Raw genomic sequence first — 21,947 nt, 5'->3', positions numbered from 1 at the left:
CTGAGCGGCCCGCGACCTCGCACTACGGCCGCAAGGCGCGCACCGCGCGGGTCATCCGGCCGTCTTGGCGTCCTTGTGGGTGAACAGGGTCTCCGTCTGCTCGATGTCCATGCCCTTCGTCTCGGGGATGCGCAGCAGCACGTAGACGAAGGACAGGGCTGCGAACAGGGCGTACATGCCGTACGTGAGCGGCAGGGACCAGGACGACATCGCGGGGAACGAGATCGTGATGAGGAAGTTCGCGATCCACTGCGCCCCCGCGGCCACGCCCAGTGCCTTGCCGCGGATCCGGCTGGGGAAGATCTCGCCGAGCAGGACCCACACGAGCGGCCCCCACGATGCACCGAAACCGATCACGAAGACGTTCGCGGCGATGAGCGCGATCGGTCCCCACGGCGCGGGAAGCGTGACCGCGCCCTCCGCGTCGGTCTCGGAGAAGACGAACGAGAGAGCCATGAGTCCGAGCGAGACCGTCATGAGCACCGAGCCGATGAGGAGGATCGGCTTCCGGCCGACCCGGTCGACCAGGAAGATCGCGATGAGGGTGACCAGCACATTGGTGATCGAGGTCGCCACGCTGATGGTGAAGGAGTCGCTCTCGTCGAAGCCGACCGACTGCCACAGGCTCGTCGAGTAGTAGAAGATCACGTTGATGCCGACGAACTGCTGGAACACCGACAGGATGATGCCGACCCAGACGATGCGCTGGAGGCCGAGCACCGGCCCACGGAGCGAGACGCCGGCGTTCTTCCGGTCGGTTTCGATCGCGGTCTGCAGGTCACGGATCGTGTGGTCGAGGTCGGCCTCCGGCACGAGCCGCGCGAAGATCGCGCGCGCCTCGTCGTAGCGGCCCTTCGCGATGAGATACCGCGGCGACTCGGGCAGCGTGAACGCCAGGATGCCGTACACGGCAGACGGGATGACCCCGACGATGAACATCCACCGCCACGCCTCGAGCCCGAGCCACAGGACGTTGTCGGCGCCGCCGGCCGTGTTGGCGAGCAGGGCGTCGGACAGCAGGGCCGCGAAGATGCCGAGCGTGATGGCGAGCTGCTGCAGCGACGCGAGGCCGCCGCGGATCTGACGAGGGGCGATCTCGGCGATGTAGGCGGGCGCGACGACCGACGCGATGCCGATGCCCAGGCCGCCGATCACGCGCCACAGCGCCAGGTCCCACGCCGAGAACGCGAGGCCGGCGCCCAGCGAGCTGACGAAGAACATGATCGCCCCGAGGAACATCACCCGGAGCCGCCCCCATCGGTCGGACAGGTTTCCGGCGATGATCGCGCCCACCGCGCAGCCCAGCAGCGCGATCGCGACGACGAAGCCGGTGACGACGTCGTTGAGCGCGAAGTCGCTCGAGATCGAGTCGACCGCCCCGTTGATGACCGACGAGTCGAAGCCGAACAGGAAGCCGCCGACGGCCGCGGCCACGGAGAGCCCGATCGCCCTTCGTCCGTACGGGCTCTTGAGCGAGAAGGCGTCAGAGGGGATCGATCCGGTGCCGTTCATGCCCGTCACGCTAGCGCGGGCCGACTGCCCGGACGAGGGGCCACACGGGCGGCGCGGGATCACTGGGTACAGTGAACGCATGCCCGTGTCCCTGCTCGGAGCCGCCGAGATCCGCGCGCTCGCCGCCGACCTCGACGTCACCCCGACCAAGAAGCTGGGGCAGAACTTCGTGGTCGACGCGAACACCGTCCGCAAGATCGTCCACGTCGCCGAGGTCGCCCCCGGCGACAGCGTCGTCGAGATCGGTCCGGGACTCGGCTCCCTCACCCTCGCGATCCTCGAGGCCGGGGCATCCGTCACCGCCGTCGAGATCGACCACCGCCTCGCCGAGCGGCTGCCGGCGACCGCGTCGGCTCATGGTGTGTCTGACGGGGCGCTCACGGTCGTCGACGCCGATGCGCTGCGGGTGACCGAGCTGCCCGGCGACCCGACCGTGCTGGTGGCGAATCTCCCGTACAACGTGAGCGTCCCGGTGCTGCTGCACTTCCTCGAGACGTTCCCGGGTCTCGAACGCGGTGTCGTGATGGTGCAGGCCGAGGTGGGCGAGCGTCTCGCCGCCCCGCCGGGCTCGAAGGTGTACGGAGCCCCCAGCGTGAAGGCGGCCTGGTACGGACCGTGGCGCCTGGCCGGCACGGTGTCGCGCCAGGTCTTCTGGCCCGTGCCGAACGTCGACAGCGTGCTCGTGGGGTTTCACCGCGTTCCCGAGCCGCGCGGCACCGAGGAGGAGCGTCGCGCGACGTTCCGCATCGTCGACGCGGCCTTCCAGCAGCGGCGGAAGATGCTGCGGCAGGCGCTCGCCGGCGTCCTCGGCGGCACGTCGGGCGAGGCATCCGCCGTCCTGGAGGCCGCCGGGGTGGCGCCCACCGCGCGCGGCGAGGAGCTGTCGATCGACGACTTCGTGCGCATCGCCCGGGCGCTGCGAGCTTAGATTTCCCTCAGCGTTCACCGCGCCTTGCACGGCCCGACGGATCGCGTCGGTAGCATTCCCGCCAAGTCCTGACTCGACCGCAGGGCTGGGGGAGAAGCGAAGATGCGCACCGCCGAGTACCCGGCGCCCGAACGGATCCTGCTGCACCTGAGCGACACGCACCTGCGCGCCGGCGGCGCTCGGCTGTTCGATCTGGTCGACGCGGCGGAGCATCTCGCGCAGACGCTCTCGGTGATCGAGGCGAGCGGGGTCCGGCCGAACGCCGTCGTGTTCACGGGAGACCTCGCCGACCTGGGCGAGCGGGACGCGTACGCCGACCTCCGTGCGCTGGTCGAGCCGTTCGCCGCCCGCATCGGTGCACGCCTGTTCTGGGTCATGGGCAACCACGACGACCGCGCGACGTTCCGCGAGACGCTCCTCGACGAGCTCGGCGCGGCCGAGCCGATCGACCGCGTCGACGAGCTCGACGGGCTGCGCATCGTCACGCTCGACTCGACCGTGCCCGGTCACCACCACGGCGAGCTGACCGACGACCAGCTGGCGTGGCTGGCCGGGGTGCTCGCGACACCCGCGCCCCTCGGCACGATCCTGGCCATGCACCATCCGCCGGTGCCCAGCGTGCTGCCGCTCGCCGCGAGCGTCGAGCTGCGGGATCAGTCGCGCCTCGCCGCCGTGCTGCGCCGCTCCGACGTGCGCGCGATCATCGCCGGGCACCTGCACTACTCGACGTTCGCGACGTTCGCGGGCATCCCCGTGTCGGTGGCGTCATCGACCTGCTACGCGCAGGACCTCACGGTGCCGACCGGCGGCACGCGCCCCCAGGACGGAGCCCAGGCGTTCAACCTGGTGCACCTCTACGACGACACGGTCGTGCACTCCGTCGTGCCGGTCGACGCGCCCCGCACGCTGGAGCACATCGATGCCGACGAAGCGCAGCGGCGTCTGCTGCTGGCCGGCGTCGGGCCGTTCAGCGCCGCGCGGACGGATGCGCCGACCGAGCCGATCGCTCTGCCGCGCTGACCTCGGCGCGCTCCCACGGCGCCCGCACCGGGAACATCCGCTCCAGTGCCTCCTGCACCACGCGCGCCCGCAGCTGCTCGGGCACCTCGGTCTCGCCGCCGTCGTTGAGGCAGAACATGTCGATGTCGGTGCGCTCGGCGAGACGCTCGAGGCGCCGCAGCGACGCCGTCAGCGTGGTCTGCACGTACCGCGTGCGCGGTCGGGTGGTGGCGACGGCGCGGCCCGTCATGAGGGCGTAGTAGTGGTACAGGCTGTTCGTCACCGAGATGTCGGTGGAGGCGCGGAAGCGGGATGCCGCGGTCCGCGCGAAGTCGTCGGGGAACTCCCGCTCGAGCTCGGCCATGACGCTGCGGCGCAGCGGAGTCGCGCAGTGCTCCAGGTCGCGCACGATCGTCCGGCCGAAGCGCTCCCGCAGGAGCGCACGGTTCACGCGCAGGCCGTTGTCATGACCGCTGCGGTGCGCAGCGGGCGCCCCGGCGCCGATGCGCACCTCGCACTCGACGAACTTCGTCACCGCGGCGGGCGTGAAGAAGAGCTCCGGCTCGGTGAGGCGGCCGAAGAACATGTCGTCGTTCGAGTACAGGAAGTGCTCGGCGATGCCGGGGATGCGGTGCAGCTGGGCTTCGACGGCATGCGAGTTGTGGGTGGGCAGCACCGACGGGTCGGCGAAGAACTCCTCGCTGCGCACGATCGTCACCTGGGGGTGGTCCTCCAGCCACGCCGGCGTCGGCGAGTCCGTCGCGATGAAGATGCGCCGCACCCACGGCGCGTACATGTGGACGCTGCGCAGGGCGTAGCGCAGCTCGTCGACGTGACGGTAGCGGGCCGGACCGTCGTCGCCCTCGCCCACGACGTACTCCGCCATGCGCGCGGCGCGCTGGCGCTGGAAGTCGCTCGCCGAGCCGTCGACCCAGGAGAAGACGATGTCGACCTCGCCCGCGAACTCGTGCGGCTGCAGGTCGAACATGCCGTCGATCGTGCGCCACAGGCGCCCGAACCGCTCGATCGTGGTGAACGTGAGGTCGCTGGACGGCGTCAGCCGGCGCGTGAGCGCGTTGTCGGAAGGCGCCTCGACCAGCTCCTCGCCGAAGCGCCAGAACTCGATGCGGGCACCGAGTGCCGCTCCATACCGCAGCCCGCCGGCGCGCGACAGCCGCGGGCGGAAGACCCGGAGGGAGACAGGGCCGTCGCCGCGCGGGTCGACGTCGATCGCGCGGGCGACCGCGCGCCCCTTCTGCTTGACGTACACCGGCTCGCGCTCGCCCAGCTCCGCGATGGCCTCGAGTGCGGCATCCCGGGCAGCGAGGTCGACGACGAGGGCGGGAACCGAGAGGTCGTGACGGATGAGAGTCACGTCGATCCCGGCGTGCTCGAGCGTCTCGGCCACCAGCAGGAGATCCGCAGTGCGCGCCCCGACGGGCGTCACGTCGTCGTGCAGCGTATGCAGCAGCCCGCCGTCGAGGACGACGTCGGGGCGGTCGAGCAGGGTCGACCAGGCGTCCGGCACAGCGGGGACGACGGTGAGTGGGTGCACAGGGTCTCCTTCAGGGGGACGTGCGCGACACGTCCCCGCCTCACACTAGGCAGACTCCATTACGGCGACGTTTCGTGGGATGCCCCTTGACACCGATACGTCCGGTGTGCAGGGCCGCGGGGAGCCGCGCGCGGTGGCCGCCCTGCGCGCTCGCCGCGACGCCGATAGCCTGGTGCGGTGACCGAAGAGCCGCGCTACCGTGCCCGCGGGGGAGACCTCAGCCGCCCCTACACCGCCGCCGACGACCGTTACGACACCGCCGAGTACCGCCGCGTCGGGACCTCGGGTCTCACGCTGCCGCCCATCTCGCTCGGGCTGTGGTGGAACTTCGGCGACAACATCCCGTTCGACAATCAGCGCGCGCTGCTGCGCCACGCCTTCGACAAGGGCATCACCCACTTCGACCTCGCGAACAACTACGGCCCGCCGTACGGCTCGGCCGAGACGAACTTCGGCCGGATGATGCGCGAGGACTTCGCCCCGTACCGGGACGAGCTCATCATCTCGTCCAAGGCCGGCTACGACATGTGGCACGGTCCGTACGGCAACGGAGGGTCGCGCAAGTACATCCTCGCCAGCGCCGAGCAGTCCCTGAAGCGCATGAGCATCGACTACGTCGACATCTTCTACTCCCACCGCGTCGACCCTGACGTTCCCATCGAGGAGACCGTGGGGGCGCTGGACACCCTCGTGCGGCAGGGCAAGGCGCTCTACGTCGGCATCTCGTCGTACAGCGCCGAGCGGACGGCGGTCGCGGCATCCGTCGCCCGGTCGCTCGGAACCCCGCTGGTGATCCACCAGCCGGCGTACTCGATCCTCAACCGCTGGGTCGAGGACGGGCTGACCGGCGTGCTGAAGCAGGAGGGCATGGGCGCCATCGCCTTCACCCCGCTCGCGCAGGGCCTCCTCACCGACAAGTACCTCGGCGGCGGGCCCGCCGACCGCGCGCAGCAGCGCTCCTCCGTCCCCGACCGCTCGCTGTCGGACGCGGGGCTGGCGAAGCTCCGCGGACTCGACGTGATCGCGAAGGAGCGCGGGCAGTCCCTCGCCCAGATGGCGATCCAGTGGGTGCTGCGCGACCCGGTGGTCGTGTCGGCCCTCATCGGCGCCTCGCGCACGTCGCAGCTCGACGAGAACCTCGGCGCCCTCGACGGGCCAGGGTTCACGACGGAGGAGATCGAGCAGATCGACGCGCTCTCCGACGGCATCGACGTCGACCTGTGGGCGGACTCGGCGACCTCGTGAGCGAAGCCGCCGTCACCGACCGCGTGCACGTCCGCGCGCCCGGCAAGCTGAACCTCTTCTTCGAGGTGGGCGGCGTGCAGGACGACGGCTACCATGACGTCGCCTCGGCGTACCAGGCGGTGTCGCTGTACGAGAACGTCTGGGCCACGCCGTCCGACGAGTTCTCGGTGACGCTCTCGGGCACGGTCGATCTCGAGGGCGTGCCCGCCGACGACCGCAACCTGGCCGTGCGCGCGGCGCGACTCGTGGCGCAGCGCATCGGGCACCGCGGCGGCGTGCACCTCGACATCGTCAAGAACGTCCCGGTCGCGGGCGGCATGGGGGGCGGATCGGCGGATGCCGCGGCCGCGCTCGTCGCGTGCGATGCGCTCTGGGGGGCCGAGCTCGGCACGGCCGAGCTGCACAAGCTCGCGTCCCGGCTCGGCGCGGACGTCCCCTTCGCGCTCATGGGCGGCACCGCGATCGGCACCGGGCGCGGCGACCAGCTGAGTCCCGCGCTGGCGAAGGGGCGGTTCGACTGGGTCGTGGTCCCCTCTGCCGAGGGACTGTCGACTCCCGAGGTCTACGCGCACCTCGATGCGCTGCGCGCGCAGAACGACCTCGGGGTGGGGGCCGGCGCGCCGGACGTCGACACCGGGGTGCTGCACGCGCTGCGCGCGGGCGATCCCGTCGCGCTGGCCGAGCACATCCGCAACGACCTGCAGACGGCGGCACTCTCGCTGCGGCCGGGCCTCCGTGATGCCCTCGAGCTGGGGGAGCGCTCGGGCGCGCTCGCCGGGCTGGTGTCGGGGTCGGGGCCTACGCTGGCCTTCCTGGCCGGCGACCCCGAGTCCGCGCTCGAGCTGCAGGTCATCCTGTCGGCTTCGGGGCTCGCGGCCCTGCACGTGCACGGCCCGGTCGCGGGCGCGCGCGTGATCGGCTGAGCGGCGCCCGACGGGCGCGAGGTCACCCCGAGTACGACGAATCACACACGACCGCGACGGAAGGACCGACGATGACCTCCGAGACCGACACGCGCCCCGCGGCGCAGACCGAGACGGCGGATGCCGCGGCTCACCTCGTGGCGCCGGTGAACGAGGCCTCGCGCGCCCGCCTCGCCGGGAACGGGCTCGACTACCGGGTCGTGCCCGTCGACGGCGAGGGGTTCGCACCATGGCTCCAGGTCGTGGCACGCGGCTTCCAGGACGGCGAGCGCTCCGACGAGCAGGTCGCCGCGAGCCGCGAGCGCAGCGGCTATCGCCGGGTCACGGGCGTCTACGACCCCTCGGCCCCGATGGCGGAGTCCCCGGTCGCGACGATCGCCTCGTGGATCGGTCAGCTCACGGTGCCGGGTGGCGCCGCCCTGCCCTCGTGCGCGATCTCGGCCGTGACGGTCGCCCCCACGCACCGTCGCCGGGGCATCGCGCGCGCGATGCTCGAGGGCGAGCTCGGCGCAGCGGTCTCGTCGGGTGCGCCGCTGGCCATGCTCACCGTGAGCGAGTCCACGCTGTACGGCCGCTACGGTTTCGCACCGGCGGCCGCGAGTGCGTCCTGGCGCATCGAGACCAAGCGGGCGACGTGGATCGGCCCCCGGCCCGAGGGGCGCGTCGACTTCATCCCGCGCGAGCGCCTGCGCGAGCTCGCGCCCGCCCTCCACGAGCGCGTGCGCCTGCGCGACGCGGGCGAGATCGACGTGCCCGGCAGTCACTGGGACGGCTTCGCGGGCACGAGCCCGACCGCCGAGAAGGCGGGCGAGAAGCGCGCCGTGCAGTACGCCGATGCGACCGGCGAGGTGCGCGGGCTCGCGATCTACTCGGTGAAGGAGAACCACGACGACTTCACCAAGGCGAGCGTGCGGGTCGGCTACCTGCTGGCCGAGAATGACGACGCGTACGCCGCGCTGTGGCGCTTCCTGCTCGAACTCGACCTCGTGGCGGAGGTGACGGCCGACGAGCTTTCGGTCGACGAGCCGCTGCGCTGGATGATCGCCGACCAGCGCGCCGCCAGGGTCACGATCCGCGACCACCAGTACGTCCGCATCCTCGACGTCGTGACAGCCCTCGAGGCGCGGCGTTTCGGGGCACCGGGAGTGCTCGCCCTCGACGTCGCCGATGTGCTCGGTCACGCGAGTGGGCGATACGTGCTCAGCGTCGACGCCGACGGCCGCGGCACGGTCTCGGATTGGGGTGACGGCGGCGCTCCGGAGGGCGCGGTCGAGGTGGCCCTCGGCATCGAGGAGCTGTCGGCCGCGTACCTCGGCGGAGTGTCCCTCGCGACGCTCGCGGCTGCGGGCCGTGTGCGGTCGACGGATGCCTCGGCCGCCGCGCGGGTGCTCGCCTGGCACACCGCACCCCGCCTCAGCATCTGGTACTGACGTGGCCGCGCGGCCCGAAGACATCGTCCGGTTCGACGTCACGCCGGCGCCGCCGGGCGCGACGCCCTGGGTCGGAGACCAGAGGCCGGAGCGCGGCATCCGGATCGCCGATCCCGACCCGACGTGGTCGGCGGCGTACCGCGCTCCGGAAGCGCGGGTGACGGCCGCGCTGGGCGGCTCGTGGCCGTCGACCCGCGCGCGAACCTCCACGTCTTCTCGCCCGACGCCGCAGAGCCGGCGCGTCACCTCATCTTCCGCGACTGGCTGCGGGCGCACCCCGACGACCGCGACCGGTACCGCGACGCGAAGCTCGCCGCGGCGGCCGAGGCGAACGCCGCCGGCGAGCACGTCATGGAGTACAACGCCCGCAAGCAGGCGGTGATCCGCGAGATCTACGGGCGCGCGTTCGTCGCGGCGGGGCTGCTGCCGTCGGGCTGAGGCGCACGCCCGGTCGCCCGTGCTCTCGCCCGTCCGCTCTCGCCTAGCCTTGAGGGGACATGGCACATCTTCTGGGGGCCGAGGCCCTGCACCTGGAATTCCCGACGAAGGTCGTCTTCGACGGCGTCTCGCTCGGTGTCGACGAGGGCGACCGCATCGGCATCGTCGGCCGCAACGGCGACGGCAAGTCGAGCCTGCTCGCGATGCTGGCGGGCAGGCTCGAGCCCGACGCGGGCCGGGTCACGGTCCGCAGCGGCGTCCGCGTCGGCGTTCTCGATCAGGCCGACACCCTCGACGACACCCTGACGATCGCCCAGGCCGTGGTGGGCGACCGTCCCGAGCACGAATGGGCCGGCGACGCGCGCACGCGCGACGTCATCGCGGGCCTGCTGGACGGGCTCGCCTGGGACGGTCCCGTCACGGGTCTCTCCGGCGGCCAGCGCCGACGCGTCGCCCTCGCGGCCCTGCTCACGGGCGACCACGACGTCATCTTCCTCGACGAGCCCACGAACCACCTCGACGTCGAGGCCATCGCGTGGCTCGCCGAGCACCTCAAGCGTCGCTGGTCGGCGAGCCAGGGCGGCCTGCTGGTGGTCACGCACGACCGGTGGTTCCTCGACGAGGTCTGCACCCGCACGTGGGAGGTCCACGACCGCATCGTCGAGCCGTTCGAGGGCGGGTACGCGGCCTACATCCTTCAGCGCGTCGAGCGCGACCGGCAGGCGGCGGCCATCGAGGCGCGGCGGCAGAACCTCGCTCGCAAGGAGCTCGCGTGGCTCCGCCGCGGCGCGCCGGCCCGCACCTCGAAGCCGAAGTTCCGCATCGACGCCGCCAACGCGCTCATCGCCGACATGCCCGAGATCCGCGACAAGACGGAGCTGCAGTCGCTCGCCGTCTCGCGCCTGGGCAAGGACGTCGTCGATCTGCTCGACGCGGCGGTGACCTACCCCTCGCCCGACGGAGGGCCGGGCCGTGAGGTGCTGCATCCCGTCGAGTGGCGGATCGCGCCGGGCGAGCGCACCGGCATCCTGGGGGTGAACGGCGCCGGCAAGTCCACTCTGCTCGCGCTCGTCTCGGGCGACCTCGAGCCCACGTCCGGGCGGGTCAAGCGGGGAAAGACGGTGCAGGTGGCGACGCTCACGCAGCGTCTCGACGAGCTCGAGGACCATCTCGACGACCCGGTGCGCGTGGTCATCGCGCGGCTGCGCACGACCTACACCTTCGGCAACGGCTCGAAGTCTCAGGAGCTCACGCCCGGGCAGCTGCTCGAGCGCATGGGCTTCGCGAGCGCGCAGCTCTCGACGCCCGTCAAGGACCTCTCCGGCGGGCAGAAGCGGCGCCTGCAGCTGCTGCTCATCCTGCTCGAGCAGCCCAACGTGCTGATCCTCGACGAGCCGACCAACGACCTCGACACCGACATGCTCGCGGCCATGGAGGACCTCCTCGACACGTGGCCGGGGACGCTGCTGGTGGTCTCGCACGACCGGTACTTCATCGAGCGGGTCACCGACCAGCAGTACGCGATCCTCGGCGGTCATCTGCGCCATCTTCCGGGCGGCGTCGACGAGTACCTGAGGCTGCGCACGCGCGAGCGCGAGGCCCCCGCGGCGGGCCCGGCCGGGGCATCCGGAACCGCCGCCGCACCGGGACTGACGGGAGCCGACCTGCGCGCCGCCCAGAAGGAGGCATCGGCACTCGAGCGACGGCTGGAGAAGCTCGAGGCGCAGATCGCCAGGGCGCGGACCGCGCTGGCCGACCACGACCAGTCCGACTACGTGGGCATCGGCGCCGAGATGGCCCGGATCGGCACGCTGGAGGCCGAGCGCGACGAGGTCGAGCTGCGCTGGTTCGAACTCACCGAGCAGATGGGCTGACGCATCTCGGAGGATGCGCGAGATCTCGGAGGATTCGAGTCGCATCCTCCGAGAATCGGCCCATCCTCCGAGCTTCCGCGCGGCTCAGCCGCTCAGCCAAGCCACCGGGTCAGGCGTCGAAGCCGAGACTGAGCTTGCGCAGCAGGGCGGCGAGACGGTCGCGGTCGCCGCGCGAGAGCGTGGCCAGCAGCACGGCCTCCGCGTCGACGAGCCGCGTGATCGCGGCATCCACCCGCGTCTTGCCGTCGTCGGTGAGCGTGACCAGGATGCTCCGCCCGTCGCCGGGGTCGGCCTCGCGCCGCACGAGCCGGCGTCCGACGAGGCGGTCGATGCGGTTCGTCATGGTTCCGCTCGAGACGAGCGTCTGCTGCAGCAGCTGCTTCGGGCTGAGCTGGAACGGCTCGCCGGCGCGGCGCAGCGCGGACAGGACGTCCCACTCCCACGGCTCGAGGTCGCTGCGGCGGAACGCGTCGCGCCGGGCGCGATCCAGATGGCGAGAGAGCCGGTCGACGCGGGAGAGCACTTCGAGGGGGGAGAAGTCGAGGTCGGGGCGCTGGGCGATCCATGCCTCGACGATGCGATCGACCTCGTCGGTCTCCTTGGCCATCCCCCCATTATCGGGCGCAGGCCGGCCGACCGCGGGCAGGCGGGCCCGGGAGGGTCTGGCAGACTTGACGGCGGCCGCGTGCGCGCGGTGGTCCGCCGTGGTGTAACGGCAGCACGACAGCCTTTGGAGCTGTGAGGCCCAGGTTCGAATCCTGGCGGCGGAGCATGACCCACAACATCGACGACCGCAGCCTCGCCGTCATCGTCCTGGCCGCCGGCCAGGGCACGCGCATGAAGTCGACGCTTCCCAAGGTGCTCCACCGCATCGGCGGCAGGCCGCTGGTCGGCCACGTCATCGACACCGCGCTGGCACTCTCGCCCGAGCGCGTCGCCGTCGTCGTGCGCCACGAGCGCGACCTCGTCGCAGGCGCCGTCGTCGAGCTCGCGCCAGGCGTCGTGGTGGTCGACCAGGACGAGGTGCCCGGCACGGGACGCGCGGTCGAGCTGGCGCTCGCAGCGCTCGACGACTTCGCCGGCGACGTGCTCGTGCTGAGCGGCGACGTGCCGCTGCTCGACGCCGACACCCTCGCCGCCCTCCTGACCGCGCACCGCGGTGGCGACGCCGCAGCGACGGTGCTGAGCGCCGTCCTCGACGACGCCACCGGCTACGGCCGCATCATCCGCGACGCGGACGGCGCCGTGGCGCGCATCGTCGAGCAGAAGGACGCGACGGCGGACGAGGCATCCGTCACCGAGATCAACGCGGGCGTGTACGTCTTCCAGGCGCCCGCCCTGCGCGCCCAGCTCGCCCTTGTGGGCACGGCGAACGCCCAGGGCGAGAAGTACCTCACCGACGTCGTCGGCCTGCTGCGCCAGGCCAGCCTTCCGGTGGCGGCGGCCAGCGCGCCGGATGCCGCGGCCGCCCTCGGTGTGAACGACCGCGTGCAGCTGGCCGAGGCCGCGCGGCTCCTGAACGCACGGACCGTCCGCCGGTGGCAGCTCGAGGGCGTGAGCGTGCTCGATCCGGCGACCACGTGGATCGACGTCGACGTCACCCTCTCGCCCGACGTCACGGTCCTGCCCAACACCCACCTGCTGGGCGCGACGAGTGTCGCGACGGGCGCGACGATCGGCCCCGACACGAGCCTGGTGGACTGCGAGGTCGGCGAGGACGCCGTGCTGCGTCGCGTGGAGGCCAACCTCGCGGTGATCGGCGCCGGCGTCACCGTCGGCCCGTACTCGCACCTGCGACCTGGCACGGTCCTGGGCGCGGGCGTGAAGATGGGCTCGTTCGTCGAGACCAAGAACGCGCAAGTGGGCGAGGGCACGAAGGTGCCCCACTTCATCTACCTCGGCGATGCCGAGGTCGGCCGCAACACGAATCTCGGGGCCGGGACGATCACGGCGAACTACGACGACGTCCACAAGCACCGCACCGAGATCGGCGACGAGGTGCACACCGGCTCGCACACCGTCCTCGTCGCGCCCATTAGGCTGGGTGACGGCGCGAAGACCGGGGCCGGGGCGGTCATCCGCAAGGATGTGCCCGCCGGCGCCCTGGCGCTCAGTGTCGCCCCTCAGCGCAACGTCGAGGGGTGGGTCGAGAAGAACAGACCGGGAACCGGCGCGGCGGATGTCGCCGCTAAGGCTCGGTCCGCACAGAAGGCGGACGATGGGGCGCAAGAAGAAAACCGTTGAGCTCGACCGCGAGAACGACATCGCACCGGGTCTCGTCGCCAAGACCAAGAAGCGGCTGGTCGTCGCCCGCGGCAGCTCGCACCCGGCGCTGGCGACCGAGGTCGCCTCGCAGCTCGGCACCGAGCTCGTGCCGACGGAGTACCGCACCTTCGCGTCGGGCGAGATCCTCACGCGTTTCGAGGTCTCGATCCGCGGGTGCGACTTCTTCCTGATCCAGAGCTTCGGCCCGCCGGTCAACGAGTGGCTCATGGAGACGCTCATCATGCTCGACGCGGCCAAACGCGCGAGCGCGAAGCGCATCACCGTCGTCGCCCCGTACTATCCGTACTCCCGCCAGGACAAGAAGGGCCGCGGGCGCGAGCCGATCAGCGCCCGTCTCGTCGCCGATCTGCTCAAGACCGCCGGCGCCGACCGCGTCATGAGCGTCGACCTGCACGCTGCGCAGATCCAGGGCTTCTTCGACGGCCCGGTCGATCACCTCTTCGCCAAGCCCGTCCTCCTCGAGTACTTCGAGAAGACCCTGTCCGCCGACGACCGCGCGAAGCTCACCGTCGTCTCGCCCGACACCGGCCGTGTGCGCGTCGCCGACACGTGGTCCGACAGCCTGGGCGCCCCGCTCGCGATCATCCACAAGCGCCGCGACCCGAACGTCGCGAACCAGGTCACCGTCAACGAGATCGTCGGTGACGTGAGCGGCCGCGTGTGCCTGCTCGTCGACGACATGATCGACACCGGCGGCACGATCGTGAAGGCCGCCGAGGCGCTCAAGGCGAACGGCGCCGTGCGGGTCATCGTCGCCGCGACCCACCCGATCTTCAGCGATCCCGCGGCGCAGCGCCTGCAGAGCGACGCCATCGACGAGGTCGTCGTGACCGACACGATCCCGATCCCCGACGAGAAGCGGTTCCCGAGCCTCACGATCCTTCCGATCGCGCCGCTCCTCGCCCGCGCCATCCACGAGGTCTTCGAGGACGGCTCCGTCACGAGCATGTTCGACGGCGCCGCCTGAGCCCGGCCCGCCTGACCCGGCCCCGGCGTGGCAACGCCGTTGCAACTGCGCCGATCTGAACCGATCGTCCCCTCGGGCCGTGACCTCATTCAGAGGTCGCTCATAAAGGGCGCTGACAGGATGCCTCTACCGGCGTCGCCCTTCCGCGACGGCCTCGACACCAACGACCCAGGAGGACCACCATGATCCGCACCGCCGTCGCCACACGTCCCGTCCGCGCAGGCGCCGCCGTCGCCGCCGTCGCAGGCATCGCCCTGCTCGCCGGGTGCTCCCCGGCGTCCACCGACACCGGTTCCGGCAACGGCGCGGGCTCGGGCTCCGACACGGGCGCCCCCGCCTACGCCGACGGCACCTACACAGCCGACGGCACGTACAACACACCCGAATCGGTCGAGACCATCTCGGTCACCGTCACGCTCGCCGACGACGTCATCACCGAGGTCGACGTCGAGGGGGATCCGCAGAAGGCCGAGTCCGAGCAGTACCAGGGCCAGTTCATCGGCGGCATCGCCGACGTGGTCGTCGGGCAGGACATCGACGAGATCTCGGTCAGCCGAGTGGCGGGATCCTCGCTCACGAGCGGCGGGTTCAACCAGGCGATCGAGGCGATCAAGGCCGAAGCGGCCGCCTGAGCCATGGCCCCGCCGGTGCCGCCCCCTCGCGTAGCGAGGACGTGGCGGTTCGACGCGATCGGCACGACGTGGGAGATCGTGGGCGACGCCCCGATCGGAGATGCCCGCGCCGCCATCGCCGACGTGCTCGAGCGGTTCGACGCCGCGTGGTCGCGTTTCCGTGCCGACTCGCTCGTCTCTCGGCTGGCCGACTCCGGAGGAGCGATGCCTGCGCCGCCGGACGCGGCGCCCATGCTCGATGCGTTCGTCGAGCTCTCCTCGGCGACCGAGGGTGCGGTCAACCCGCTGATCGGCGCCTCGCTGGAGCGGCTCGGCTACGACGCGGCGTATTCTCTCGTCGGGGGTGACCCCGTGGCCGCGCCTGCGCAGTGGACCGACCTCCTCTCGTGGGGTGACGGGCTCCTCTCCCTCGACGGGCCCGCAGTGATCGACGTCGGCGCGCTGGGCAAGGGGCGCCTCGTCGACCTGGTCGCGGCCGAGATCGCACGGGTCTCGCCGTCGGGCTTCGTCGTCGACGCAGGCGGCGATCTCGTGGTGCGCGGCGCCGCGCAGCGCGTCGGGCTGGAGCATCCGTTCGACCCGCGACGCGCGATCGGCGTGTGGGAGGTGACGGATGCCGCGCTCTGCGCGTCGGCGATCAACCGGCGCGCGTGGGGCGAGGGCCTGCACCACGTGCTCGACGCGCGCACGGGCCTGCCGGTGCGGACGATCGCCGCGACCTGGGCCGTCGGGCCGACGGCCATGCGGGCGGACGCCGTCGCGACCGCGCTGTTCTTCGACGGCGGGCCGCGCATTGCTCACGAGTGGAGCGTCGAGTGGGTGCGCATGACCACCGACGGACGGGTCGAATGGTCGCCCGGCTGCGGCGCCGAGCTGTTCACGCGAGAGGCTAGCGTGGAGAGGTGACCGAGTCGCCTTCCTCCGCCCAGGTCGTCGCGGTCGCGCGCGACGGCGCGCACCGCTTCAGCAAGCCGACCCGCGAGAGCATCACGCTGGTCGCCGGCCACGGGGTCGAGGGTGACTCGCACGCCGGCGCGACGGTGCAGCACCTCTCCCGCAAGCGGCGCGACCCATCCGCGCCGAACCTCCGCCAGGTGCACCTCCTCCACGCCGAGCTGTTCGCGCAGATGGCTGCGCGCGGCCACCGGGTCGAGCCGGGGGCGATGGGCGAGAACATCACGACGACCGGCGTCGACCTGCTCGGCCTGTCGCGCGGCACGCGCCTCGAGCTCGGCGACGAGGCCGTCGTCGAGATCACCGGGCTCCGCAACCCCTGCACGCAGATCAACGGACTGTCCGAGGGGCTCATGAAGGAACTGGTGCACGTCGACGACACGGGCGCCACCGTGCGCCTCGCCGGCGTCATGTCGGTCGTACTCGTCGGGGGAGGGGTGCGGCCGGGCGACGGCATCCGGATCATCCCGCCCGCCGGCGCACACGAGCCCCTCCAGGCGGTGTGACGTGCTCGGAACCCTCACCTCCGTCTGGAACCGCGTCTTCGCCCTGCTCGGGCGCGTCTCGATGTACCGCGTGGTGTACCTCGCCCTCGCGACCCTCGCGGTCATAGCCCTGGTGCTGTCGTTCTTCGACCAGGTCGGTCCTGACCCGCTCGAGCTGATCTCGACGCTCGCGGTGCTCTCGCTCGTGTGCGTGGGGGTGGATGCCGCTGCCCAGCGCGTCCTGCACCTGCCGTGGCGCATCGAGTCCTCGCTCATCACCGCGCACATCCTGCTCTTCGTCCTGCGGCCGACGGTCGACGGGGTGGCGCTCGTCGGTATCGCGATCGCGGCAGCCACGGCATCCCTCTCGAAGTACCTCCTCGCGTGGCGCGGGCGGCACATCTTCAACCCGGCCGCGGTGGGCGCGACCGTCCTGACGCTGCTGAGCCTCGCCTGGCCCGCGCTCGGCGCGTCGTCGTGGTGGGTGGGCACCCCGGCGCTCGCGGCGCCGGTGATCCTGCTCGGCATCGCCGTGCTGTGGCGCACCGAGAAGCTGCGCGTGGTCGCGGTGTTCCTCGTCGTGGCGGTCGCGGTCGCCCTGCTGCGGACGGCGGCGCAGCTGCAGGCGGCGGGTGCCCCGGTCGACACGATGACGTTGCTGTGGCAGATCCTGTGGTCGTCGCCGTTCCTGTTCCTGGGCGCGTTCATGCTCTCCGAGCCGCTGACCCTGCCGCCGCGTCGTTGGCAGCAGTTCACCGTCGCCGGGATCGTCGGCGTGCTCGCGGGGTGGCCCATCCCCGTCGGCGACATCTCGCTCGGGCAGGAGCGGGCCCTGCTCATCGGCAACGCCGTGGCGTTCGCCTTCGCGGTGCGCACGGCGGTGCGGCTCACGCTCGCTTCGCGCGCCGACCGCACCCCGACGGTGCGCGAGCTCACCTTCCGCGTCCACGACCGGCTGTCGTTCGTGCCGGGGCAGTACCTCGAGCTGGAGGTACCGCACCCGCACCCGGACGCGCGCGGCACGCGACGGGAGTTCAGCATCGCATCCGCGCCCGAGGACCTGCCGCTGCTCCGGGTGGCGTTCAAGGAGAACGGCGCGGCGTCGTCCAAGCCGCAGAGCACGTACAAGAAGGCCCTCGCGCAGGTCGCCGAGGGCGAGCGGCTCGCGATCACCGGCGTGTGGGGCGACTTCGTGCTGCCCAGGCGCGACGCGGCGCCGATCCTCATGGTGGCTGCGGGCATCGGCGTGACGCCGTTCGTCTCGCAGCTGCGGCATGTGAAGGCGGCGGGGGAGGAGCGCGACATCGTGCTCGTGTACGTCGCGTCCGACGCATCCGAGCTGGCTTATCGCTCTGATCTCGAGGAGTCGGGGATCTCGGTGATCGTCTTCACGCGCGACCGGCCGGCCGACCTACCCTCCCACTGGATGTGGGCGCGCGGCGTGCGCCTCGACGCGGAGGGGCTTGTGCGGGTCGTGCCCGACATCGCGGCCCGCCACGCGTACATCTCCGGGCCCGCGGGTCTCATCGCCGACCTCGCACCCGCGCTCGAGCGGGCGCGGTCGATCACCACCGACGCGTTCAGCGGGTACTGAGCCCAATTGATCGGATCGCCTGATCTCGTCGACGCGGGCGCAGCCGGGCGGCGGGCGGTGGGTGGCTCAGTCCGGCGCGACGGGAGCGGATGCCGCAGGCCCGGCCTCGCCGGAGCGACCGGCGGGCTCCTGCACCAGAGGTTCGTCGGTGCGCGTCGCGGGGTCGAGGGGCCGGGCGGGCAGGCGCACCTCGAACGTGGTGTCGCCGGGCGCGCTCTCGACCCGGATCGACCCGCCGTGCGCGTCGACGATCGCACGCGCGATCGACAGCCCGAGGCCGGTCCCGCCGGTCTGACGTGCGCGGGAGCGGTCGGCGCGCGAGAACCGCTCGAAGAGCTCCTGGCGCAGCGCCGGGTCGATGCCCGGTCCGTCGTCGTGGACGCGCAGCACCGCAGTGTCGCCGTCGCGCTCGACCGCGACCGTCACGGTCGTCCCCTCCGGCGTGTGCGTGCGTGCGTTGGCGAGCAGGTTCGCGGCGACTTGGTGCAGCCGGCCGGTGTCGCCGGCGATCTGCACCGGCTCGTCGGTCAACTCGAGCACCCACGTGTGCGCGGGACCGGCCGGTCGCGCGTCGCCGACCGCCTCGATCGCGAGGCGGGTGAGGTCGACGGTGCCGTAGACGAGTTCCTGACCCTCGTCGAGCCGCGCGAGCAGCAGCAGGTCCTCGACGAGGGTCGTCATGCGCAGCGACTGCGCCTGGATGCGCTCGAGCGAGGCCTCTGTCGTCTCGATGGTCGCCGGCCGGTGATCCTTCGAGAGCGCGCGCAGCGACAGTTCGGAGTAGCCCCGGATCGACGCGAGCGGTGTGCGCAGCTCGTGGCTCGCATCGGCGACGAAGGTGCGCATGCGCTCCTCGTTGCGCTGGCGGGCGGTCAGTGAGGTTCCGACGTGGTCGAGCAGCGTATTGAGCGCCTCGCCGACCCGTCCGACCTCCGTGCGCGGATCGGCCTGGTGCGCGGGGACCCGCTCGGGGATCGACACCTCGCCCTGGTCGAGGGGCAGCTTCGAGACGCGCTCGGCGGTCGACGCCACCGCGCGCAGCGGCGCGAGCCCGGCGCGGATGGTCCAGGCGGTCGCGAGCGCGAGCAGGATCAGCCCGCCCGCAGTGAGGAGGCCGATCGTCGTCAGCATCTGGCCGATCGAGTCGGCGACCTGGTCGCGCGAGATGCCGACCACGACGATCGACGGTCCCGACTGCGTGCCCTCGACGCGGAAGCTGCCCAGACCGTCGATGGTCACGACCGATGGCGTGTCGCTGCGGAGCCCGTCTGCGAGGTCGGCGATCTGATCGTCGGTGAGCGTGGTCACCGAGGCATCCGACTCGACGACCGCGGCGGTGGGGGTCATCGGCGGCGTCTCGATCGCCAGCAGGAAGCCCGGCTGCTGCGGCTGATCCTCGAGGATCTGCTCGGCCGTCAGCCCCGAGGCGACGTAGCGCCCGATGGTGGCCGCGCTGCGCTCGGCCGCGCTCGCGACCTGCTTGTTGAGGCCGTCCTCGAGCACACCGCCCAGGATCGCGCTCGTCGCGACGCCGACGAGCACCATGATGAACGACGTGATCCCGACGACCGTGACGATGAGCCTGCGCTGCAGCGTCCACGGCCGGTGAGCGGATGCGCCGGCCGCGGCATCCGTCGTCGTGTCATCGTCCTCCGCGGGCGACCCGACGGCATCCTCGGTGGCAAGAGCGGTGTCCTGCTCGTCGACCGGGGCGCGCCGAGGGTCGGTCATTGCGGGGCCTTGATCATGTAGCCGACGCCGCGGACCGTGTGGATGAGGGGGTCGCGACCGTGGTCGATCTTCTTGCGCAGATACGAGATGTACAGCTCGACGACGCTCGACCGTCCGCCGAAGTCGTAGTTCCACACGCGGTCGAGGATCTGCGCCTTCGAGACGACGCGGCGCTGGTTGCGCATGAGATAGCGCAGCAGCTCGAACTCCGTCGCGGTGAGCTCGATCTCGTCGCCGGCGCGCTCGACCTCGTGGCTGTCCTCGTTGAGGGTGAGGTCGGCGACACGGAGGATCGGCTCGGCACCCGACGCGTGGGCCGTGCCCGCACGGCGCATGAGGCCGCGCAGCCGCGCCACGACCTCCTCGAGCGAGAAGGGCTTGGTGACGTAGTCGTCGCCGCCGGCGGTGAGCCCGGCGACCCGGTCGCTCACGGCGTCCTTCGCCGTGAGGAACAGCACCGGCACGTCGTCCCCGGACTGCCGCAGGCGCTGGAGCACCGCCATTCCGTCGAGGTCGGGCATCATGACGTCGAGCACCATGGCGTCGGGGGCGAACTCGCGCGCGGACTGCAGCGCCTCGAACCCCGAGCCGGCCGTCCGCACCTCCCACCCCTCCATGCGCAGCGCCATCGACAGCAGGTCGGTGAGCATCTGCTCGTCGTCGACCACGAGCACGCGCAGGGGCGAGCCGTCGGGACGCAGCAGGGCGGGGGAGGCATTGGTCATGCGTCCCATTGTGCTCGCGTTCCTATGTGGTTCCTATGGCACGCGCTATGCGCTCGCTGTGAAGCGGGGAGAGGCGTCCATAACGTCCTCATAGCCCGCGCTGGATTGGTGCATCGACGGTCTCCCTAGCATCGCCTCCGACGGCCGGCACCCCGCCCGCCGGGAGGAGAGCCATGTACGGAACGTATCTGCGGCGGGAGCTGGCCGGCCGCAAGAAGCAGACGATCATCGTCGCGTCAGGGCTGGCGATCGCCATCGCCCTCGTGATGATCGTCAACTCGCTCGCCGCGGGGGCGCGAGACGCCCAGGCGCAGGCGCTGGAGTCGGTCTACGGCGTCGGCACCGACCTGACGGTGACCGGAGCGATGGCCGAGCCCGGCGAGGCGCGGGGTCAGGCGTTCGAGTTCGGCGAGGACGGCGGAGAGACCGGCGAGGACGGCTCGACCGAGCTCAGCCAGTCGCGTCTCGTGACCGAGCCGATGCGCGCGACCCTCGACGCCTCGGTGCTCGAAGCGGTGCGCGGCGTGGACGGCGTGGCCGCGGCATCCGGCGCCCTCAGCCTCACCAACATGACCTTCTCGGGCGAGCTGCCGCAGCGCCCGGCGGACTCCGGCGATTCCGGTTCGGTCGAGCCGGCGCCGCCCCAGGGCGGTGGGTTCGGCGGCGGTTCGTTCGACATCGACTCGTTCAGCGTGCTGGGGATCGATCCCGGCGCGGCAGCGGTCGGCCCCCTCTCGGCGGTGAGCGTCGAGGACGGCCGGGCGCTGGAGACCGGCGACGCGGGGGAGAACGTCGCCGTGCTGGATGCGACCTACGCGGCGACCGCCGAAGCGGCCGTCGGTGACACGATCGACGTCGGCGGCGCCGAGTTCGAGGTCGTCGGGATCGTCGCGTCGACCTCGGACGAGGCCGACACCGCCGCGAACGTCTACATCCCGCTCGACGTCGCCCAGGAGCTCTCCGGCGCCGGGGACGCGCTCTCGACCGTCTACGTGCAGGCGTCGTCGTCCGACGCGATCGGCGCGGTGCAGACGGAGCTCGAGGAGGCGCTGCCCGACGCGACCGTCAGCTCGCAGTCCGACCTCGCGACGACGGTCTCAGGCTCGCTCTCGAGCGCATCCTCGCTCATCACCAGCCTCGGCACGTGGCTCTCGGTCATCGTGCTCGCCGTCGCACTCGCCCTGGCCGCGCTGTTCACGATCTCGGGGGTCTCGCGCCGTACGCGGGAGTTCGGCACGCTGAAGGCGATCGGCTGGTCCGACCGCAGGGTCGTCGGCCAGGTCGCGGGGGAGTCGCTCGTCCAGGGGCTCCTCGGGGGCGCGGCGGGGCTGGTGATCGGATTCCTCGGCATCTGGGCGATCAACCTCGTCTCGCCGACGATCTCGACCGCCCCGGCGACGGACGCGGCCACCCAGGGCGGACCCGGCGGCGACACGATGATGGGCGGCCCCGGCCGCTTCGCCGACGCCGCGTCGCAGGGCGCGACCGAGATCGTCCTCCAGGCGCCCGTCACGTTGTGGGTCGTCGTCGCCGCGCTCGCCCTGGCCTTGCTCGGCGGCCTCGTCGCGGGAGCCTTCGGTGGATGGCGCGCGGCACGGCTGAGCCCGGCCGAGGCCCTGCGGTCCGTGGGATGAGGCATCCGATGACCGATCCGATCCCGCCGGCCGCA

At 71.9% G+C, this 21,947-nt stretch carries 19 protein-coding genes and 1 tRNA gene; 15 read left to right on the top strand and 5 right to left on the bottom strand.

Annotation, left to right across the window (positions count from 1 at the left end; genetic code table 11):
• Positions 1 to 51: 51 nt before the first annotated feature.
• Positions 52 to 1,512, bottom strand: coding sequence for a sugar porter family MFS transporter (locus OB08_RS09855; RefSeq protein ID WP_461474274.1), 1,461 nt, complete (start codon positions 1,510 to 1,512; stop codon positions 52 to 54).
• Positions 1,513 to 1,591: 79 nt separating this feature from the next.
• On the opposite strand from OB08_RS09855, the gene rsmA reads away from it, so the two are divergent.
• Positions 1,592 to 2,440: a 16S rRNA (adenine(1518)-N(6)/adenine(1519)-N(6))-dimethyltransferase RsmA gene (gene rsmA, locus OB08_RS09850; RefSeq protein WP_461474273.1), complete on the top strand. Its 849-nt coding sequence runs from the start codon at positions 1,592 to 1,594 to the stop codon at positions 2,438 to 2,440.
• A 102-nt stretch (positions 2,441 to 2,542) separates the two neighbouring features.
• Entirely contained in the window at positions 2,543 to 3,460 is a 918-nt protein-coding gene (locus OB08_RS09845; protein WP_461474272.1) for a phosphodiesterase, read from the top strand.
• Here OB08_RS09845 and OB08_RS09840 read toward each other — a convergent pair.
• The gene (locus tag OB08_RS09840; protein WP_461474271.1) at positions 3,408 to 4,994 is read right to left on the bottom strand and encodes a stealth conserved region 3 domain-containing protein; all 1,587 of its coding nucleotides are present in this window, start codon (positions 4,992 to 4,994) and stop codon (positions 3,408 to 3,410) included. The genes OB08_RS09845 and OB08_RS09840 overlap by 53 nt on opposite strands.
• A gap of 177 nt (positions 4,995 to 5,171) precedes the next feature.
• Here OB08_RS09840 and mgrA point away from each other — a divergent pair, with 177 nt between their 5' ends.
• The 5 genes from mgrA to OB08_RS09815 all read left to right on the top strand — a co-directional run bounded on the left by mgrA (position 5,172) and on the right by OB08_RS09815 (position 10,904).
• Positions 5,172 to 6,239: an L-glyceraldehyde 3-phosphate reductase gene (mgrA, locus tag OB08_RS09835; RefSeq protein WP_461474270.1), complete on the top strand. Its 1,068-nt coding sequence runs from the start codon at positions 5,172 to 5,174 to the stop codon at positions 6,237 to 6,239.
• Positions 6,236 to 7,162 (top strand): 4-(cytidine 5'-diphospho)-2-C-methyl-D-erythritol kinase, encoded by a 927-nt coding sequence (locus OB08_RS09830; protein WP_461474269.1) that lies wholly within the window; start codon positions 6,236 to 6,238, stop codon positions 7,160 to 7,162. Before mgrA ends, OB08_RS09830 begins: the two co-directional genes overlap by 4 nt.
• Before the next feature lie 71 nt (positions 7,163 to 7,233).
• A complete protein-coding gene (locus OB08_RS09825) occupies positions 7,234 to 8,592 on the top strand; it encodes a GNAT family N-acetyltransferase (RefSeq protein ID WP_461474268.1) in 1,359 nt (452 codons plus the stop codon).
• A gap of 180 nt (positions 8,593 to 8,772) precedes the next feature.
• A complete protein-coding gene (locus tag OB08_RS09820; RefSeq protein WP_461474267.1) occupies positions 8,773 to 9,030 on the top strand; it encodes a GrpB family protein in 258 nt (85 codons plus the stop codon).
• Positions 9,031 to 9,089: 59 nt separating this feature from the next.
• Positions 9,090 to 10,904 carry an ABC-F family ATP-binding cassette domain-containing protein gene (locus tag OB08_RS09815; protein ID WP_461474266.1) on the top strand — a complete coding sequence of 605 codons (1,815 nt, stop codon included), beginning with the start codon at positions 9,090 to 9,092 and terminating at the stop codon, positions 10,902 to 10,904.
• Between the two features lie 109 nt (positions 10,905 to 11,013).
• Here OB08_RS09815 and OB08_RS09810 read toward each other — a convergent pair whose 3' ends face one another.
• On the bottom strand, positions 11,014 to 11,511 hold the full coding sequence (locus tag OB08_RS09810) for a MarR family winged helix-turn-helix transcriptional regulator (protein ID WP_461474265.1): 498 nt from the start codon (positions 11,509 to 11,511) through the stop codon (positions 11,014 to 11,016).
• A gap of 91 nt (positions 11,512 to 11,602) precedes the next feature.
• Between OB08_RS09810 and OB08_RS09805 the strand changes: the two genes are divergently transcribed.
• From OB08_RS09805 to OB08_RS09775, 7 genes are all read left to right on the top strand, one after another.
• Positions 11,603 to 11,674, top strand: a tRNA-Gln gene (locus OB08_RS09805).
• Position 11,675: 1 nt separating this feature from the next.
• Entirely contained in the window at positions 11,676 to 13,148 is a 1,473-nt protein-coding gene (gene glmU, locus OB08_RS09800; RefSeq protein WP_461474264.1) for a bifunctional UDP-N-acetylglucosamine diphosphorylase/glucosamine-1-phosphate N-acetyltransferase GlmU, read from the top strand.
• Entirely contained in the window at positions 13,123 to 14,157 is a 1,035-nt protein-coding gene (locus OB08_RS09795) for a ribose-phosphate diphosphokinase (RefSeq protein ID WP_461474263.1), read from the top strand. The genes glmU and OB08_RS09795 overlap by 26 nt, the downstream gene beginning before the upstream one ends.
• Positions 14,158 to 14,339: 182 nt before the next feature.
• Entirely contained in the window at positions 14,340 to 14,789 is a 450-nt protein-coding gene (locus tag OB08_RS09790) for a hypothetical protein (RefSeq protein WP_461474262.1), read from the top strand.
• Between the two features lie 3 nt (positions 14,790 to 14,792).
• Positions 14,793 to 15,695, top strand: coding sequence for an FAD:protein FMN transferase (locus OB08_RS09785; protein ID WP_461474261.1), 903 nt, complete (start codon positions 14,793 to 14,795; stop codon positions 15,693 to 15,695).
• Entirely contained in the window at positions 15,692 to 16,249 is a 558-nt protein-coding gene (locus tag OB08_RS09780) for an MOSC domain-containing protein (RefSeq protein ID WP_461474260.1), read from the top strand. Before OB08_RS09785 ends, OB08_RS09780 begins: the two co-directional genes overlap by 4 nt.
• Before the next feature lies 1 nt (position 16,250).
• Positions 16,251 to 17,822 carry an FAD-dependent oxidoreductase gene (locus OB08_RS09775; protein WP_461474259.1) on the top strand — a complete coding sequence of 524 codons (1,572 nt, stop codon included), beginning with the start codon at positions 16,251 to 16,253 and terminating at the stop codon, positions 17,820 to 17,822.
• Between the two features lie 66 nt (positions 17,823 to 17,888).
• On the opposite strand, the gene OB08_RS09770 is transcribed toward OB08_RS09775, so the two are convergent.
• Complete coding sequence (locus tag OB08_RS09770; RefSeq protein WP_461474258.1) at positions 17,889 to 19,553, bottom strand: sensor histidine kinase; 1,665 nt, start codon at positions 19,551 to 19,553, stop codon at positions 17,889 to 17,891.
• The gene (locus tag OB08_RS09765; protein ID WP_461474257.1) at positions 19,550 to 20,278 is read right to left on the bottom strand and encodes a response regulator transcription factor; all 729 of its coding nucleotides are present in this window, start codon (positions 20,276 to 20,278) and stop codon (positions 19,550 to 19,552) included. The genes OB08_RS09770 and OB08_RS09765 overlap by 4 nt, the downstream gene beginning before the upstream one ends.
• Positions 20,279 to 20,451: 173 nt before the next feature.
• Between OB08_RS09765 and OB08_RS09760 the strand changes: the two genes are divergently transcribed.
• Positions 20,452 to 21,912 (top strand): ABC transporter permease, encoded by a 1,461-nt coding sequence (locus tag OB08_RS09760; RefSeq protein ID WP_461474256.1) that lies wholly within the window; start codon positions 20,452 to 20,454, stop codon positions 21,910 to 21,912.
• Positions 21,913 to 21,947 lie beyond the last annotated feature (35 nt).

Source organism: Microbacterium sp. HJ5, assembly GCF_054824025.1.
Note: the sequence above shows the minus strand (reverse complement) of the source record. Positions and strands in the feature narration are given on the sequence as shown.